Origin of the sequence: Sphaerisporangium sp. TRM90804, assembly GCF_029846175.1 — a bacterium.
Classification (GTDB): Bacteria; Actinomycetota; Actinomycetes; order Streptosporangiales; family Streptosporangiaceae; genus Sphaerisporangium.
In genome coordinates this window covers 47,095-63,176 of the sequence record NZ_JARWAC010000014.1, presented here as the reverse complement: position 1 = coordinate 63,176, position 16,082 = coordinate 47,095, and the positions used below count along the sequence as shown (strand labels likewise).

The 16,082-nt window shown below is 74.8% G+C and carries 5 protein-coding genes; all 5 read right to left on the bottom strand.

The genetic code is table 11. The features are described from left to right. Nucleotides 1–20: 20 nt before the first annotated feature. The 5 genes from PYR91_RS17905 to PYR91_RS17885 are packed head-to-tail and all read right to left on the bottom strand — an operon-like array spanning nucleotide 21 to nucleotide 15,939. Nucleotides 21–1,655 (bottom strand): hypothetical protein, encoded by a 1,635-nt coding sequence (locus PYR91_RS17905; RefSeq protein WP_279781006.1) that lies wholly within the window; start codon nucleotides 1,653–1,655, stop codon nucleotides 21–23. A gap of 26 nt (nucleotides 1,656–1,681) precedes the next feature. Continuing rightward, nucleotides 1,682–3,349 carry a tryptophan 7-halogenase gene (locus PYR91_RS17900; protein ID WP_279781005.1) on the bottom strand — a complete coding sequence of 556 codons (1,668 nt, stop codon included), beginning with the start codon at nucleotides 3,347–3,349 and terminating at the stop codon, nucleotides 1,682–1,684. 31 nt (nucleotides 3,350–3,380) lie between these two features. Beyond that, nucleotides 3,381–5,045 (bottom strand): tryptophan 7-halogenase, encoded by a 1,665-nt coding sequence (locus PYR91_RS17895; RefSeq protein ID WP_279781004.1) that lies wholly within the window; start codon nucleotides 5,043–5,045, stop codon nucleotides 3,381–3,383. Beyond that, nucleotides 5,042–10,243, bottom strand: coding sequence for a type I polyketide synthase (locus PYR91_RS17890; RefSeq protein ID WP_279781003.1), 5,202 nt, complete (start codon nucleotides 10,241–10,243; stop codon nucleotides 5,042–5,044). The genes PYR91_RS17895 and PYR91_RS17890 overlap by 4 nt, the downstream gene beginning before the upstream one ends. Beyond that, the gene (locus PYR91_RS17885; RefSeq protein WP_279781002.1) at nucleotides 10,240–15,939 is read right to left on the bottom strand and encodes a type I polyketide synthase; all 5,700 of its coding nucleotides are present in this window, start codon (nucleotides 15,937–15,939) and stop codon (nucleotides 10,240–10,242) included. The genes PYR91_RS17890 and PYR91_RS17885 overlap by 4 nt, the downstream gene beginning before the upstream one ends. Nucleotides 15,940–16,082: the final 143 nt, after the last annotated feature.

Here is a 16,082-nt window from a genome sequence, read left to right as displayed (position 1 = left end):
CGGCCCGCCGGCACCCGCGCTCAGTGCACGGCGGGAGGGCGGACGTTGGTGATGTTCTCCTTGGTCATCATGGTGCGGAACTCCGCGGGCGCCGTGGTCTTGGACCACACCAGCATCCGCAGCCGCCGGGCCGTGGAGAAGTGGTAGTAGCGGGCCCCGGGGTCGGCGAACCGGTAGACCGGCGGCACGAACGGCGCCCGGCGCAGCAGGGCGAAGATCTCCGTGGCCGCGGAGCCCGCGGAACGCGTGCCGCCGTCCACCTCGGCGAACAGGCCGAACACCCGCTCCAGCAGCTCGGGCAGCCCGGCGGGCGGCGTGAACCAGAACGCGTCGTCACGGTCGCGTTCCACGTCGTCCCAGCGGGACGTCGCCAGGCAGTGGTTGCGTGCGCTCTTGAGCGACAGGGCCGAGAGCATCGACCACAGCAGCCACACGCGGGAGTAGGCGTTCCACAGGCGGAAGTCCGCGGTGGCGGTGCGGGCGGCCTGGAGCAGCCGGTCGTTGAAGTCCACCAGCCGGTCCTGGAACAGGGCCACCCGCCGCAGCCGCCGCGCCGGCCAGTCGTCCCCTCTGGCCGCCTCGATCAGCACCGGGGCCAGGGCGTGCACCATCTCGGCGCCCATGGTGACGTCCCGTGACAGGAACAGGTCGTTGCGGCTGACCGTACGGTCGTACAGGAACCAGCGATCGCCCGCCGTCTGGCCGGCCGTGCGCTGCCACAACCGGGCCGAGGTCCACGGCCGCGCCGCGCCGGCGCGGGTGAACGACCGGGCCAGGCTGGGGAACCGCCCGATCACCTCGCGGAACGCGTCCTCGGGGCCGGCGGGCAGGTCGGCGAACCGCGCGGGATCCACGCTGAGCACCACGCTGGCCAGTGGGTTGACCGGGTCCTCGCCGTTGTCGAAGTGCGCCACCTGAAGCCATCCGCCGGGGAACAGGTGGCTGAGCGTGCCCTTGGACCAGGGAGTGGCCCGCCCGTAGTCCTCCAGGCGTACGCAGTCCTCGAACGGGGTCACCCCGTGCATGTGCGTGGCCAGGACCCGCGAGCGGGAGCGCAGCCGCGGCTCGGCGTCCTCGGCTTCGAGCCTGCGCACGAGCGGGGAGCCGGCTCCGCTGCCGTCGACGACGAAGCCGGCGTGGTAGAGGGACCCGTCGCCCACCAGGACGTCCACCCCCCGCTCCCCGACCCGGACGTCGGCGAGCGGGGAGCGGTGGGGCACCGCCCTGGCGCCGTACGCCAGGGCGATGGTGAACGCGTGCTGGTCGACGTGCGGGCGGTACGGGTGCCACTCGGCGTGCTCGCCCGGCACGTTGAACTGGACGGCCTGCTCGGGCGCCTGCTCACGGCCGGGGCGGTGGTACACGAACCCCAGGCTGCGTTTGACGCCGCTGGAACGCCGCACCTGGGAGGGCAGGGCGCTGGTCAGCCCGAAGGCCGCGAGCTCGGGCATGTCGAAGCGGCGGGCCAGGGTGAAGAACACCTCGGCCGTGTAGGGGACGGTCGTCTCCCCGGCGAACTCGCCGGGGTCGGGCGGGGCGTCCACGAGGAGCACCCGCACGCCGTGCCTGGCCAGCACCGCGGCGAGGAGGCTGCCCGCCAGGTGGGTGCCGAGCACGGCGACGTCGAACCGGGCGCCGGGATCTGCTGTGGTCATGGCCTTGTCCCTTCCAGCGCGGTCGGTCAGAAGAGTTTGCGTCCCTTGAGGAAGCGGGACTTCAGGGCCGCCTTCCCCGTCTCGATCATCAGCGTGCCGAGTTCGGGGTCGGCCTCGGTCCTCGCCCAGCGGGCCATCTTGGCCAGGGTCTTGGGCCCGGGGCTGATGAAGCGCACGTCCCGCTCGGCGAACCCGAAGTGCTTGGGCCAGAAGTCGGCCAGGCGCATCTGGTCGTACAGGTCGTCCGCCGCGTCGCCGGCCGCCAGCCGGCCCGCCTCGACCGCGTCGACCTGCTCGACCATGCTGTCGTACGCCTTGGCGAAGCCGTCGTTGAACCCCCAGTAGTGGCCCAGGTGCGGAGCCTGTTCCAGATCACGGAAGTGCCGGTCGTTCCCGTCCTCGGCGAACCGGCTGAGCGCGCGCTGGATCTGGTAGCACCCGGCGTTCGCGCCCCACGCCCAGAACCGGAACACCGCGGTCCACAGGGGGTAGTCGCGCCAGGAGATGAACGCGGCGTTCACCAGCGAGTCGTTGTAGTCGAAGAGCTTCTGCTGCAACCGCTCGACGAACTCGAAGCGCTCGGCGGAGAAGTCGTCGTCCTTCACCGCGGCGAGCAGGCGCGAGGCCAGCGAGTGCACCGACTCCGCCGTGTTCGACAGGCCGCGGGAGAACAGCGGGTCGATGAAGCCCGCCGCGTGCGAGAGCAGGAACCAGCGGTCTCCGGCGCAGCGGCTCGACGAGTACTGCAGCCGCCCCGTCGAGACCCACTCCCGCACCGGTTTGGCCCCCTCGAACTGCCGCGCGATGTCGGGGTAGGGCGCGGCGAGCGCGTAGAAGTCCTCCTCGGGGGTCAGGTGGGCGGGCTTGGGGTAGGTCCTCGGGTCCACCGTCATCCCGACGCTGCACAGCGGGTTGGTCGACCACTTGTTGTTGTCGAACGCGATCACCCACGCCCAGCCGCGTTCGAACATGTGGTGGACCGTGCCCTCGTACCACGGGAACGGCGGCCGGTTCTCCTTGCCGTGCCGGAACAGGTCGTCGGTGGGCGTGACGTCGAGCATGTGGTTCCACACCGAGCGCGAGTGGTGCTTGAGCCGGCAGGGGTCCTCGCGCAGGCCGAACTTCTCGGCCAGCGGCGAGCGGAACCCGCTCGCGTCCACGACGTACCGCGCGCGGTACTGGGCGTCCGCGCCGCTGACGGTGACGCCGGAGTCGTCGAAGCTGACGTCCTCCACGCGGAAGTTCTGCCGCGCCTTGCAGCCGTACTTGATCGCGACGTGGAACAGGTAGGCGTCGGTGTCCTGGCGGAAGTAGTGGGCGGCCTCGTTGAGCAGGTTCTTCGGCGTGTTGAACTCGTTGGTCTCGCGCGGGTTCTGCGGCTGCCCCTCGTGGTGCAGCAGGAAGCCGAAGTGCCGTTTGACCCCGAACCGCTCGCCCATCGTCTTCCTGGTCTGGGTGAAGGTCGCCAGGTTCTTGATCTCCGGCACGTCGTAGCGCTCGGCCAGTACCCGCAGGTAGAGCAGGGTGTACGGGATCGTCGACTCGCCGATCGCGAACCGCGGGTGGGACGCCGCGTCCACCAGGAGGACCTTCGCGCCGTGCCGGGCGAGGATCGCCCCCAGGAGCGACCCCGCGATGCCCGATCCCAGGATCACGACGTCGTAGACGGTCTTCTCCATGCTGCTGTTTCGCATCTGCTGCTGCCTCTTCTCGTTGAGTGGACGGTCAGTGGCGGACGTCGAGCCGGCTGCGGACCACCCCTCCGATGGCGCCGCGGATCACCGCGCCGACGTGCGGGGGGGCCGTCTTCTTGCCCCACCGGGCGGCGCCCAGCATCTTGGGGGGCGTGGCGTGGAAGAAGCGGTTGGCCGGGTCGGCGAGGTTGAACACCGGCGGGATGTAGTCGGCGTCCTGGATGTGGTGGAACACCTTGGCGGCGGCCGCGGACGCGCTCAGCGAGCCGTTCTCCACGGCGATGCACAGGTCGCGGGTCATCGGGCCGAACCGGTTGAACTGGTCGCTGACCGGGAACGGCGAGCCGGGGTGCTCGCTCTGCTCCAGGGCGCGGAACAGGCCGTCGTCGCGGGTGCGCAGGTACTTGAAGTAGGCGTCCTCCAGCACCAGCGTGCCCAGCACCGTGCCGATCTTCCAGGTGCGGTACACCGCGTTCCACAGCTCGTAGTCCCGGAACCCGACGAAGGAGCTGTACACCAGGTCGTCGTGCACGTCGAACAGGCCCTGCTGCAGGGTCTCCACGTACTCGAACCGGCTCGTGGACCAGTCGCCGTCGCGTGAGGCCTCGATGAGCCGCCAGGCGAGCGCGTTGACGACGTCCAGGGTGTTGGTCAGGCCTCGCGAGTAGAGGGCGTCGATGAAGCCCGCCGCGTGCGAGGTCAGGCAGAAGCGGTCCCCCACGAGGCTCTTGGCCGAGTACTGCAGCCGGTCGGTCGAGACCCACGGCCGGGTGGCGACCGCGGTCTCGAACTGCCAGGCGATCTCGGGGAAGCGCTCCAGGAAGGAGTCGAACTCGCGCTGGGCGTCCGGCTCCCGCTTGGGGTGGCGCCGGGGGTCGAGGGTGAGCCCCACGCTGCACAGCGGGTTGGTGGAGCCGGGATGGTTGTCGAACGGGATGACCCACAGCCAGCCGCCGTCGAAGACGTGGTGCAGCGTGCCGTTGTGCCACGGGCTGGGCTGGCGGTGCAGCGCCGCCGCGGGGGCCTGGTCGAACGGGCGCACCCCGATCATGTGGGTGAACAGGCTTCGCGAGTGGTGGCGCGCCCGGGTCGGCTGCTCCCTGAGGTCGAACCGGTCGGCCAGCGGCGAGCGGAACCCCCCGGCGTCGACCACGTAGCTCGCGCGGAACCGCTCGCCTCCCGCCACCCGGAGCTCGACCCCGGCGTCGGGGTCGACGTCGATCTCCTCGACCCGGGTGCCGGACCGCGGGTGGGCGCCGTGCTTGACCGCCACGGCGAACAGGTAGGCGTCGGTGTCCTGCCGGTACAGGTGCGACTCGGTGCGCAGCGCGGTGGGGATCTTGAGCTGGTTGATCTCCTCCGGATTCTGGATCCTGCCCTCGCGGTGGTAGACGAAGCCGAAGTTCTGCTTGATGCCGGAGTTGCGGGAGACGTGCCGCTGGATCCCCTTGAAGCTGGACAGGGCCGCGATCTCCGGCACCCGGTACCGGTCGGCGATGATCCTCGTCATCGCGGAGGTGTAGGGGATGGTCGACTCCCCGACGGCGAACCGGGGGTGCGTCCCCTGGTCCACCAGCAGGACGCTGACCCCGTTCCGGGCGAGCACGGCGGCGAGCATCGAGCCCGCCATGCCGCTTCCGAGTATCGCCACGTCGTACCGATCGGCCGTTCCCGGCCCGCGCTTTCCCCTGGTCACGTGCTGACGCTCCCTTCGAGATCATCGGTTGTGCCGTGTTCGTGGCTCTGGAGCACCTGGCGGAGCACGAGCCCGTCCCACTCGGCGGCGTCGGTGGCGAAGAACTCGGCGGTGGGGCACGCGACGCCCAGGTCCCTGCGGACGCGGCTGATGAGCTCCATCACCATCAGCGAGTCGATGCCGAGTTCGAGCAGGTGGAGCCCGTCGTCCAGCCGGCTGCGGTCCAGGCGCAGGATCTGCGCGAGCTGGTCGCGCAGGTACCCCGACACCAGCGGCAGCCGCCGCTCGGGCACGCTCCGCAGCACCTCGCCCAGCAGCGGGGAGGCGCCCTCGCCGGTCGCCTCGCCGTCCGGCCGCTCCACCTCGATCAGGGCCAGCACCGGCTTGGGGCCGCGGACCTCCAGGACCGGCTTGTAGGTGGCCCAGTCGGCGGCGCACACCACCGGCTGGGTGCGGCCGGCCGCCAGCAGCGCGCCCATCAGCCGCAGGCCCTGCCCAGCGGGGAGCGGCCTCAGGCCGGTGGCGGCGAGGAACGAGCGGACGTCCTCGCCGTACAGGCTGGACGGCAGCTCCCACTGGCCCCAGTCGACGCTCAGGCCGGCGAGACCGCGGGAGACGCGGTGGTGCGCCAGGCCGTCGAGGAAGGCGTTGGCCGCGGCGTAACCGGCCAGGTGCAGCGAGCCCCAGGCGGCGGCGATGGAGGAGAAGCCCAGGAAGAAGTCCAGGTCCATCCCCTCGGTCGCGCGGTGCAACGCCCAGCCGCCGATGACCTTGGGGCGCCACACCGCGTCGTAGCCCGCCCGGTCCACCTCCGTGACGATCTGCGGCGCCGAGACCCCGGCGGCGTGGATCACCCCGCGCAGCGGCACGGCCCCGGCCGACAGCCTGCCGACCACGTCGCGCACCGCCGCCGCGTCGGCCACGTCGGCGACGACGACCTCGACCTCGGCGCCCGCGGCCTCCAGCTCGCGCACCACGGCGATCCGCGCCCGCTGCGCCTCCGGCAGGCCTGCGTCGTCCCAGCGCTCCCGGCCGGGCATCGGCGTCCGGCCCATCAGCACCAGGCGGCGGGCCCCCTGACCGGCCAGCCATCGGGCCACCGTGGTGCCGATGCCGCCGAACCCGCCGGTGACCAGGTAGGCGGAGCCGGGACGGACCGGCGGCGCGGCACGCAGCTCGTCGGGCGACAGCGGCCTGGGCACCAGGCGGCACACCAGAGCGTGCGCGCCGCGCAGCGCGATCTGGTCCTCCGCGTCGCCGTGCGCGAGCGCGTCGGCCAGGCGGCCGGACTGTTCGGCGGGGCCGGCCGGGTCGCCGGGGTCCAGGTCGACCGCCCCGCCCCACAGCGCCGGGTGCTCCAGCGCGAACACCCGGCCCAGCCCCCACAGCGGCGTGGCCGCCGGGCTGTGCGCGTCCTGGCCGGCGCCGGCCGGGACGGCGCCGCTGGTGACCAGGTGCACCTTGGTGCCCGGAAGGCCCGAGCCCGCGTGCAGGGCGCGCATCACCGTGACGGCGAGCAGCTCGGCCCCGTCGCGGAACTCGACGAGATCGGTCTCCTCGGCGTCCTCCAGCGCGGGGGCGTCGAGCCCGGTCAGGACGACGACCCGGTGCGGCCTCGCCGACCGGATCAGCTCCGGCAGGCCGGCGTCCGGCGGGGGCGAGACGACCCGGGGGTGGGCGCCCCGGGCGCGCAGGACCCCGGCCAGGCGCCCGGCGACCTCCCCGCCGGCGCCGAGCAGAAGCCACCGCTCACCGCGCAGATCGGCCCGGACCGGCAGGTCGGCCTCCCGCCACTCCAGGTCGAACACCAGGCCCGCGGGGTCGTGCCATGGCTGGGTGCCGGCGACCTCGGCGGCGGGCACCGTCCGCAGCCCGGCGGCGCGACCGGTCACCCGCCCGTCTTCGGACAGGAACTCGGCGGCCCTCGTCCCCGGGTGGACCCGGACGGCCGCCGCCGTCCCGCCCGGGCCGCACGACAGCGCGCCGGCCTCGACGAGCACGACCTTCTCCGGCTCCTCCCCGGCCAGCACCGCCGCGGCGGCGGTCAGCGGGTCCCGGCCGCGGAGCGGGACGACGACGCCTTCGGTCCCGTCCGAGACGACCTCTCGCATGTCGGCACGCCGCAGCACGCCGCGCGCGTGGACCCGCCAGGGGGCCCGCGCCGCGTCCCCGGCGGCCCCGCGGCCCCGGACGGTGAACACGGCCTGGTCCTCGGTCTCGTTCTGCTCGACCGAGAGCTCCACCGTCCGCCCGCCGCTCACCGGCTCGCGCAGGACCACCGAGCGCGCCTGCCGCCACGCGCCGCCGAACGCGTCCACCGCGGCGGCGTGGGCCAGCTCCGTCAGCTCGGCCAGCCCGGCGTCCGCGCCGACGGCGATCCGGTAGGTGGGCACCGCGACCGGCAGCAGGACGCCCGGGCCCGATCGCGGGTGGTCCCGCGCCACCGGCTCCCGGGGGCCGGTCTCCCTGAACCAGTGCCGCTCCCTGTCCCAGACGTGGGTGGGCAGCGGGACGCGGTTGAACCGGGAGCCGCCGTGAAAGGCCGCCCAGTCGACGCGCACGCCCCGCAGGTGCAGCGACCCGAGCGCCAGGACCATGCGCCGGAGCCCGTCGTGGCCGCGGCGCAGCGACGGCACCCACAGGCAGGCGGGGTCGTCGACGCCCCGGGCGCCGAGGCCGAGCAGCACCGGCTGCGGGCCGATCTCCACGAACGTCCGCATCCCCTCCCCGTGCAGCAGCCGGATGCCGTCGAGGAAACGCACGGGCGCGACCGCGTGCCGCACCCAGTACTCCGGGTCACGCTCGCCGTCGCCCCACGGCGCGCCGGTCACGTTGGAGACCAGCCGGACGGCCGGCTCGTGGTGCTCGATGCCGCCGGTGACCGCGCGCAGGTCGTCCAGTATCGGGTCCAGCAGTGGCGAGTGGAACGCGTGTGACACCTTCAGCAGCCGATGCTTGACCCCCACGGCCCCCAGCGCCTCGGTGACGGCGCCGACCTCGCGCGCCGGGCCGGCGATGACGGTGTCGGCGGGCCCGTTGACCGCCGCCACCGACACCACGTGCTCGAAACCCTCGATCGCCCGGCGGGCCCGCTTCTCGTCGCAGACCAGGGTGGCCATCACGCCGCCCTCCGGCAGGCCCTGCATGAGCCGGGCCCGGGCGGCCACGAGCCGGACGGCGTCCGGCAGGCTGAGCACCCCGGCCACGCACGCGGCGGTGATCTCGCCCACGCTGTGCCCCATGACGGCGGCGGGCCGCACCCCCCAGGAGGACCACAGGCGGGCCAGCGCGTACTGGACGGCGAACAGCGCGGGCTGGGTGTTGCCGGTCCGGTGGATCGGCGAGTCGGAGCCGTCGGGCAGGTCGAGCAGGGCGGCCAGCGGCTGGTCCAGCAGCGGGTCCATGAGCTCCGCGACCGCGTCCAGTGCCTCGCGGTAGACCGGCTCGGCGCGCAGTTCCCGGCCCATCCGGCCGTACTGCGAACCCTGGCCGGTGAACAGCCAGGCCACCTCTCGGTGGCGGTGGGGGGCGAGCGAAACCGGCGAGCAGGCGTCGTCCCGCTCGCCGCGCGCGAAGGCGCCCAGCGCCCGCGCCATGGCCTCGGGGGAGTCGCCCGTCACGGCCAGCCCTTTCGCCATCCGGCTGCGCCCCGACTGGCTGGTGCGGCAGACGTCCGCGAGCGATCCGGCGCCGGGCGCCTCCAGGCGCGTGGCGTACGCCCCGGCCAGGGTCCGCAGGGCCGTTTCCGTGCGCGCGGACAGCGTGAGCACCCCGTGGTCACGCGGCGCGCCGGCCGGCGCCGTCAGCGCGCGCGGGGGTGGCCCGGTGAGCACGGCGTGGGCGTTGGTCCCGCTCGCGCCGAACCCGCTGACCCCGCCGGCCCGGACGCTTCCCCGCACCGGCCACGGACGCCCCTCCTCGACGACCTGGATGTTCAGCCCGGACCAGTCCACGTTGGGGTTGGGGTCGGTGAAGTGCAGGTGCGGCGGGATCTCCCCGTGCCGCAGGGACAGGACCAGCTTGAGCAGGCCGGCGACGCCCGCGGCCGCCTCCAGGTGGCCGATGTTGGTCTTGACCGAGCCGACCAGCAGCGGGGAGGCGGGGGTGTGCGCGCGGCCGACGACCGCCTGCAGCGCGCGCAGCTCGATGGGGTCGCCGAGCGCGGTCCCGGTGCCGTGGGCCTCCACGTAGTCGAGGTCCCCGGGGTCCAGGCCGGCCCGTTCGAGCGCGGCGGCGATGACGGCCTGCTGGGACGCCGGGTTGGGCACCGTCATGCCGCTGCTGCGCCCGTCGTGCCGGACGGCGGTGCCGCGGACGACGGCGAGCACGTCGTCCCCGTCCCGCTCGGCGTCGGCGAGCCGCTTGAGGACCACGACGCCCGCGCCCTCGCCGCGCCCGTAGCCGTCGGCCGCGGCGTCGAAGGTCTTGCACCGCCCGTCCGGCGCCAGCCCGCGGAACTTGCTGAGCAGGACGAAGGAGTAGGGGCTGAGCATGAGGTTGACGCCGCCGGCCAGCGCCATGTCGCACTCCCCCAGGCTCAGGGCCTGGCAGGCGTCGTGCAGGGCGACCAGGGAAGAGGAGCAGGCGGTGTCCACCACCTTGCTGGGCCCCGTCAGGCCGAGGGTGAAGGAGACCCTGCCGGCGGTGAAGCTGGGCTCGCCCATGAGCTGGTAGGCGTCGACGTCGGCGGCGTCGCCGCGTTCCTGGCGCAGCCGGACGTAGTCGGTGGTGCTGACGCCGAGGAAGACGCCGGTTGGGCTGCCGTCGAGCGCGTCCGGCGCGTAGCCGGCGTGTTCCAGCGCCTCCCAGGTGACCTCCAGGACGAGGCGCTGCTGGGGGTCCATGCCGATCGCCTCACGCGGCGAGATCCCGAACACCTCGGGCTCGAATCGGTCGACGCCGTCGACGAACGATCCGTTGAGCACGTAGGTGGTGCCCGGCCGGTCGGGGTCGGGGTCGTACCAGGCGCGCAGGTCGGCACGGTCGGCGGGGAACTCCGCGACGGTGTCGCGTCCCTCGCGCAGCAGGCGCCAGAACGACTCGGGCCCGTCCACGCCGCCCGGCAGCCGGCAGCCGGCGCCGATGACGGCGACCGGTTCCCGCCGCGCGGCGTCCCCGCGTTCGGCGAGGGTGCCCCGCAGGCGCTCGATCATCCGCAGCGACTCGATGAGGCGGGCCCGGAGGTCGGGTGTCGTCATCCGTCGGTTCCCTTCGGGGAGTGTCGGTCAGGTCCTGCCTCGGTGCGTGGCTCCCGCACCGCGACCTGGGCACGGCCGGAGCCGGCCGGGGACTCGCCCAGCACCGAGGCCGAGTCGGCGAGCGCGCCCATGACGCGGTCGGCCAGCGCCTCGTCGCTCAGGTCGAGCAGGTCGTCGGCCTCCGCCGGACGGGCGTCCTCCTCGCCGCACAGCTCGGTCACGATGAACCGCGCGAAGGACCGGGGGTTGGGGCACTCGAACAGCACCGTGGTGGGCAGCTTCGCGCCGAGCGCGGTCTCGGTGAGGCGCTTGAGCCGCAGCGACAGCACCGAGTCCATGCCCATCCCGAAGAAGCCCTGGTCGGGGTCGAGGTCGTCGTCGGCCCCGCCGAGCACCTCGGCGACGAGGTCGAGCAGCGGCCCGAGCAGCGCCTCCTCACGCAGCGGGGCCGGCATGGCCCGGATCCGCGCGGTCAGCGCGGTCTGTGTGAGCGGCTCGCCGGCGGCGGCCGGCGCGGGAGCGGGCGCGGGAGCGGCGGGAGCGGGGGCGCCGGCCGCCACCCAGTGCCGCGCGCGCTGCCAGGGATACCCGGGCAGCGACGTCACCCGAGGGCCGGGCGGGGCCGACCGGCCCCAGTCGACCCGGCCGCCCCGGACGTGCAGGGCCGCCATCGTGGCGAGCGGCCCCCCGGCGTCCGGGGCGTGCGGCGCCGGCTCGCCCGCGAGCTCGACCGCGCCGCCGTCCGGGCCGAGGTGCAGGACCAGCTCGAACGCCGAGGCGGCGGCGAGGTCGCGGTACCGGGGGACGGTACCGCGGCGCGGCTCCGGCGGGGTCCCGGCGGCCAGCGACCGTGCCGCCTCGGCGACGGTCAGCTCGCCGGCGGCGTACGCGGCGGCATACTCGCCGAGCCCGGCCTCGGCGGTCACGGCCGCCGGGTCCACGCCCAGGGCCCGCCACACCTCGGTGATCGCCAGGTGCCCGGTCAGCGCCTCGGCGCCGGGCACCCCGGTCGCCCGCAGCTCGCCGCCGATCCGGTCCACGATCGCCGCCACGCCGATGCCGGGCAGCAGCCGGCCGGCCTCGGCGAACCACTCCGGGGCCGGCGCCGCGGAGCGGTGGTGGAACAGGACGGGGCGGGGCTCGCCCGCCGGGACGACGCCGCGGTGCGGCGGCGCGGCCAGGCCGTCGTCCAGCTCCCGCGCGGAGCGGCCCACCACGGCGGCCCGGTGCTCGTGGTGGGTGCGCCGGGCCAGCGAGGTCCAGCACAGGTCCGCGAGTCCCTCCTCCGGCGTGGCGGCCAGCCGGAGGCGGAGGCGGGCGATGGCGGCGTCGAGCGCCGGAGCGGTCTTCGCCGACACCGCGAGCGTCAGCGGCCCAGGCTCGGCGGGCGGCCGGGGGGCGGCGGGCGCGGCGGGCGGCTCCTGGAGCACGACGTGGGCGTTGGTGCCGGTGAACCCGAAGGCGCTCACCCCGGCGGCGCGGGCGCCGGTGTGACGGGCCCACGCGACCCGCTCCCCCGGCACCCTCAGGGCGAGCCGGTCCCATGCGACCTGCCGGGTGGGCACCTCGAAGTTCAGGTGGGCGGGGATGCTCTCGTGGACGAGCGACAGCACCACCTTGATCAGGCCGATGATCCCCGCGGCCGCCTCCAGGTGCCCGATGTTGGTCTTGACCGATCCGATCAGAAGGGGCCGCTCGACCGGCCCGCCCGGGCGCAGGGCCGCCGCCAGCGCGCGCAGCTCTATGGCGTCGCCCAGACGCGTGCCGGTGCCGTGCGCCTCCACGTAGTCCACGTCCGCGGCCGTCAGGCCCGCCTGCCGCAGGGCGTCGGCGATGACCTCCTGCTGGGCGGTCCCGCTCGGCACGGTCAGGCCGCCGCTGGCGCCGTCCTGGTTCACCGCGCTGCCGCGGATGACGCACAGGACGCGGTCGCCGTCGCGCCGGGCGTCCGACAGGCGCTTGAGCACGATCGCGCCCGCGCCCTCCCCCCGGCCGTAGCCGTCGGCGGCCTCGTCGAACGTCTTGCAGGTGCCGTCCCTGGACAGCGCGCCCGCCGCGGACATGGCGCGGAAGATCGTGGGCGTGGCCATGACGTTCGCCCCGCCCGCGACGGCGACCCGGCTCTCCCCCGCGCGCAGGCTCTGGCAGGCCAGGTGGACCGCGGTGAGCGAGGAGGAGCAGGCGGTGTCGACGGCCAGGCTCGGGCCGCGCAGCCCGAGCAGGTAGGAGAGCCTGCCGGCCGAGCCGGAGAAGGAGTTGCCCGTGCCGTAGTACAGGTCGACCTCGGTTCCGCCGCCCAGGACCAGTTGCTGGTAGTCGGTGGAGTTGAGGCCGACGAACACCCCGGTCCTGCTGTCGCGCAGCTCCTCGGCGGGAAGGCCGGCGTGTTCCAGCGCCTCCCAGGCGACCTCCAGGAACAGGCGGTGCTGAGGGTCCATGCTGCGCGCCTCCCGGGGGGAGACCCGGAAGAAGCCGTGGTCGAAGCCGTCGACGGAGTCCAGGAACCCGCCCCTGGTAGTGGCCGTGGCGCCTTCGGCGAACAGCCGGTCGGCGTCCCAGCGGTCCGGCGGCACCGGGCCGATGGCGTCCCGCCCGCCGCTCAGCAGGGACCAGAAGGCGTCGGCGTCGTCCGCGCCGGGGACGCGGCACGCCAGCCCGATGACGGCGACCGGCTCGGGCCCGGCGGGCGCGTCCGCGGGGGGCTCGCCGGGGGCGTCCGGCTCGGCCATCAGGTCCGCGAGGTGGCCGGTGAGCGCCGTGAGGGTGGCGTGGGTGAGCACGTCGGCGGCGTCCAGCGGCCGGCCGGCCGCCTTGCTCAGCATCTCGGCGTACTCCACCGCGGAGACCGAGTCGAGCCCGAGCTCCACCAGCCCCCGGCTCTCGGGGAAGCGGGTGCCCTCCGGGTGGCCGAGCACGCGGGCGAGCAGCCCGTGCGCGAGGTCGCGCAGCTCCCCGGGGCCGGCCGCCGCCGCCGTGCCGGGCTCCGGCGCGGCCCCGCCGTTCGCGGGGGCCGAGGGGACGACGGCCGGGGCCTGCCCCTGGACGCCGCGGGGGACGCCGGCCAGCCAGTGCCTGCGGTCCGACCAGCGAGGCGGGGGCAGCGCCACCGCGCGGACCGGCCCGCCGAAGACCCGTCCCCAGTCGACCTCGACCCCGGCGACGTGCAGCTCGGCACGCGACCGGGCCAGCGTCTCCGTGCCGCTCTCCCCTCGGGCGAGCGACCCCACCGCGACTCCCCGCCTGCCGCGGCGGGCCAGGGCGTCGCGTGTCGGCCGGGTCAGCACCGGGTGCGCCCCGATCTCCACGAACACGGCCTCGCCCTCGGCGAGCAGCCGGTCGACGGCGGGCCAGAACAGCACGGGCCGGCACAGGTTCCGCTCCCAGTACGCCTCGTCCAGCGCGGCCGGCCCGGACCCGACGTCCACGGTGGACAGGAAGGGGATCGTGGGGGCGGTTGACGGCAGGGGCGCGACCGCGCGCCGCAGCTCCCGGCCGTAGGGCACCATCAGGGGGCCGTGCGAGGGGTACTCGACCGACAGCTCGACGGCGTGCACCCCCTCCTGCTCCAGCCTCCGCACGACGTCGGCGACCTGGCCGCCCGGGCCGCTGACGACGACCGAACGCGGGCCGTTCACCGCGGCGACCGAGACCTCGGGGTGCCATCGGGCGAGCCGTTCGCGGGTCTGGTCGGCGCCCAGGTCCACCGACGCCATGGTGCCGGTGCCCTTGGCCCGCTCCAGCGCCTGGCTGCGCTCGACGATCAGCCGGGCGGCCTCGGGCAGCGCGAGCGCGCCGGCGACGCAGGCCGCGGCGATCTCCCCCATGCTGTGCCCGAGCACCGCGTCCGGCCGCACGCCCCAGGAGCTCCACAGGCGGGCCAGCGCGACCTGGAGGGCGAACAGGGCGGGCTGGCCGGTCCTGGTCGAGCGCAACGGGGCGGGGTCGGGGTCGCGCAGCACGTCCAGCAGCGCCCACCCGCTGTGCACCCGCAGCTCGGCGTCGCACTCGTCCAGGGCCGCGCGGAACACCGGGTCGCGCCGGTACACGTCCATGCCCACGCCGGGCCACTGCGCCCCGTGCCCGGAGAACGTGTACACCACCGGCGCGTCCGAGAGCCGGGCCTCACCCGCGTGCGCGGAGGCGTGCTCACGGCCGGCCCGGAACGCCTCCAGCCCCTCGCGCAGCTCCGCCGCGCCCGTCCCCACGACGGCGAGCCGGTGGTCGTGGTGGGTGCGGCGCACGGCCGCCGCGGCGAGCCTCTCGCCCAGGCCGTCGTCCCGCATGGTCCGCAGGTGGTCGCCGGCGATCGCCTCCAGCCCCGCGGCGGTGGAGGCCGACAGCAGCAGGGTGTCCGCGTCACCCGGCCCGGCCGACGGCCGCGCCGCCACCGGGTCGGGACCGCGGACGACCACGTGCACGTTCGTGCCGGACAGGCCGAAGGCGCTGACGCCGGTCACCGCCGGGCCCGGCAGAGGCGTGGTCGCCACGGGGACGTCCAGCCCGCTGCCGGCCCAGTCGACCAGCGGGGTCGGCGTGTCGAAGTGGATCTGCCGGGGGACGGTGCGGTGCCGCGCCACGAGCAGCGCCTTCAGCAGGCCGATCACGCCGGCGGTCGCGTCCGTGTGGCCGAAGTTGGCCTTCAGCGAGCCGACGAGCAGCGGCCTGCCGGGCGGCCTGCCCTTTCCGAGGACGGCCGCCAGGGCCGAGAGCTCCACCGGGTCCCCGAGCGCGGTGCCGGTGCCGTGCGCCTCCACGTACTGCGGGACGTCCGCGCCGACGCCCGCCGAGGCCAGCGCCCGCCTCAGCAGGTCCTGCTGGGCGAGCGCGTTGGGCACGGTCAGCCCGGCGCTGTGCCCGTCGTGGTTGACGGCGCTGCCCAGGATGACCCCGTGGATCTGGTCGTGGTCGCGCAGCGCGTCGGCGTAGCGCTTGAGCACCACCACCGCGCAGCCCTCCCCGCGGGCGATCCCGTCGGCTCGGGCGTCGAACGGGCGGCAGCGGCCCGTCGGGGACAGCGCCTGCGCCTTGCTCATGAACACCGACAGCTCGGGGGTGACCAGCGCGTTGGCCCCGCCCGCCAGCGCGGTGTCCACCTCGCCGTCGCGCAGCGCCCGGCAGGCCAGGTGCACGGCGGTCAACGAGGACGAGCACGCGGTGGTGACGGTCATGCACGGGCCCCGCAGGTCGAAGGTGTAGGCGATGCGGCCGGCCGCGAAGCTGAACTCCTTCCCCCCGGCGAAGTAGGGCCCGATCGCCCCGGTGCCGGCCGTCTTGGCGTGCAGCAGCAGGTAGTCCGAGCCGAGCAGCCCGACGTGCACGCTGGTGCGGCTGCCCTGCCAGCGGTGCCTCGGCACCCCGGCGTCCTCCATCGCCTCGGCCGTGACCTCCAGGAGCATCCGCTGCTGCGGGTCCATCTCGGCGGCCTCACGCGGGGAAATGCCGAAGTGGTCGGAGTCGAACCGGTCGATGTCCTCCAGGAATCCCCCCTGGTCGGCGTAGATCGTGCCGGGCTCTTTCGGGTCGGTGCTGTGGAAGCCGCCGTCCCACCGGTCACGGGGGACCCTCTCCAGCACGTCGACCCCGTCGAGAAGCGCCTGCCACAGGGCTTGGGCGGTACGCACTCCCCCCGGGAGCCGGCATCCGATCCCGACCACCGCGACGTCATCGGGCCTTGGCGCCGCCGCGTACTCGGCCATCCGGGCTCCTCTCCGGCCTGCCGAGCTTCTCAAGCAGGCCACGGTCTCCTTAAGCTGCATGCGAGCGCGTAGGTGTCGTTGACCGTCTCCCAGCCCGCTTGTGTCCGGCTCGAATGCCGAGGCCGCTGGGACATCACGGAAGG

Excerpts from the sequence above, each read along its gene's own strand:
- PYR91_RS17905 (WP_279781006.1), bottom strand. The coding sequence starts at position 1,655 with ATGACCACAGCAGATCCCGGCGCCCGGTTCGACGTCGCCGTGCTCGGC.
- PYR91_RS17890 (WP_279781003.1), bottom strand. The coding sequence starts at position 10,243 with ATGACGACACCCGACCTCCGGGCCCGCCTCATCGAGTCGCTGCGGATG.
- PYR91_RS17900 (WP_279781005.1), bottom strand. The coding sequence starts at position 3,349 with ATGCGAAACAGCAGCATGGAGAAGACCGTCTACGACGTCGTGATCCTG.
- PYR91_RS17885 (WP_279781002.1), bottom strand. The coding sequence starts at position 15,939 with ATGGCCGAGTACGCGGCGGCGCCAAGGCCCGATGACGTCGCGGTGGTC.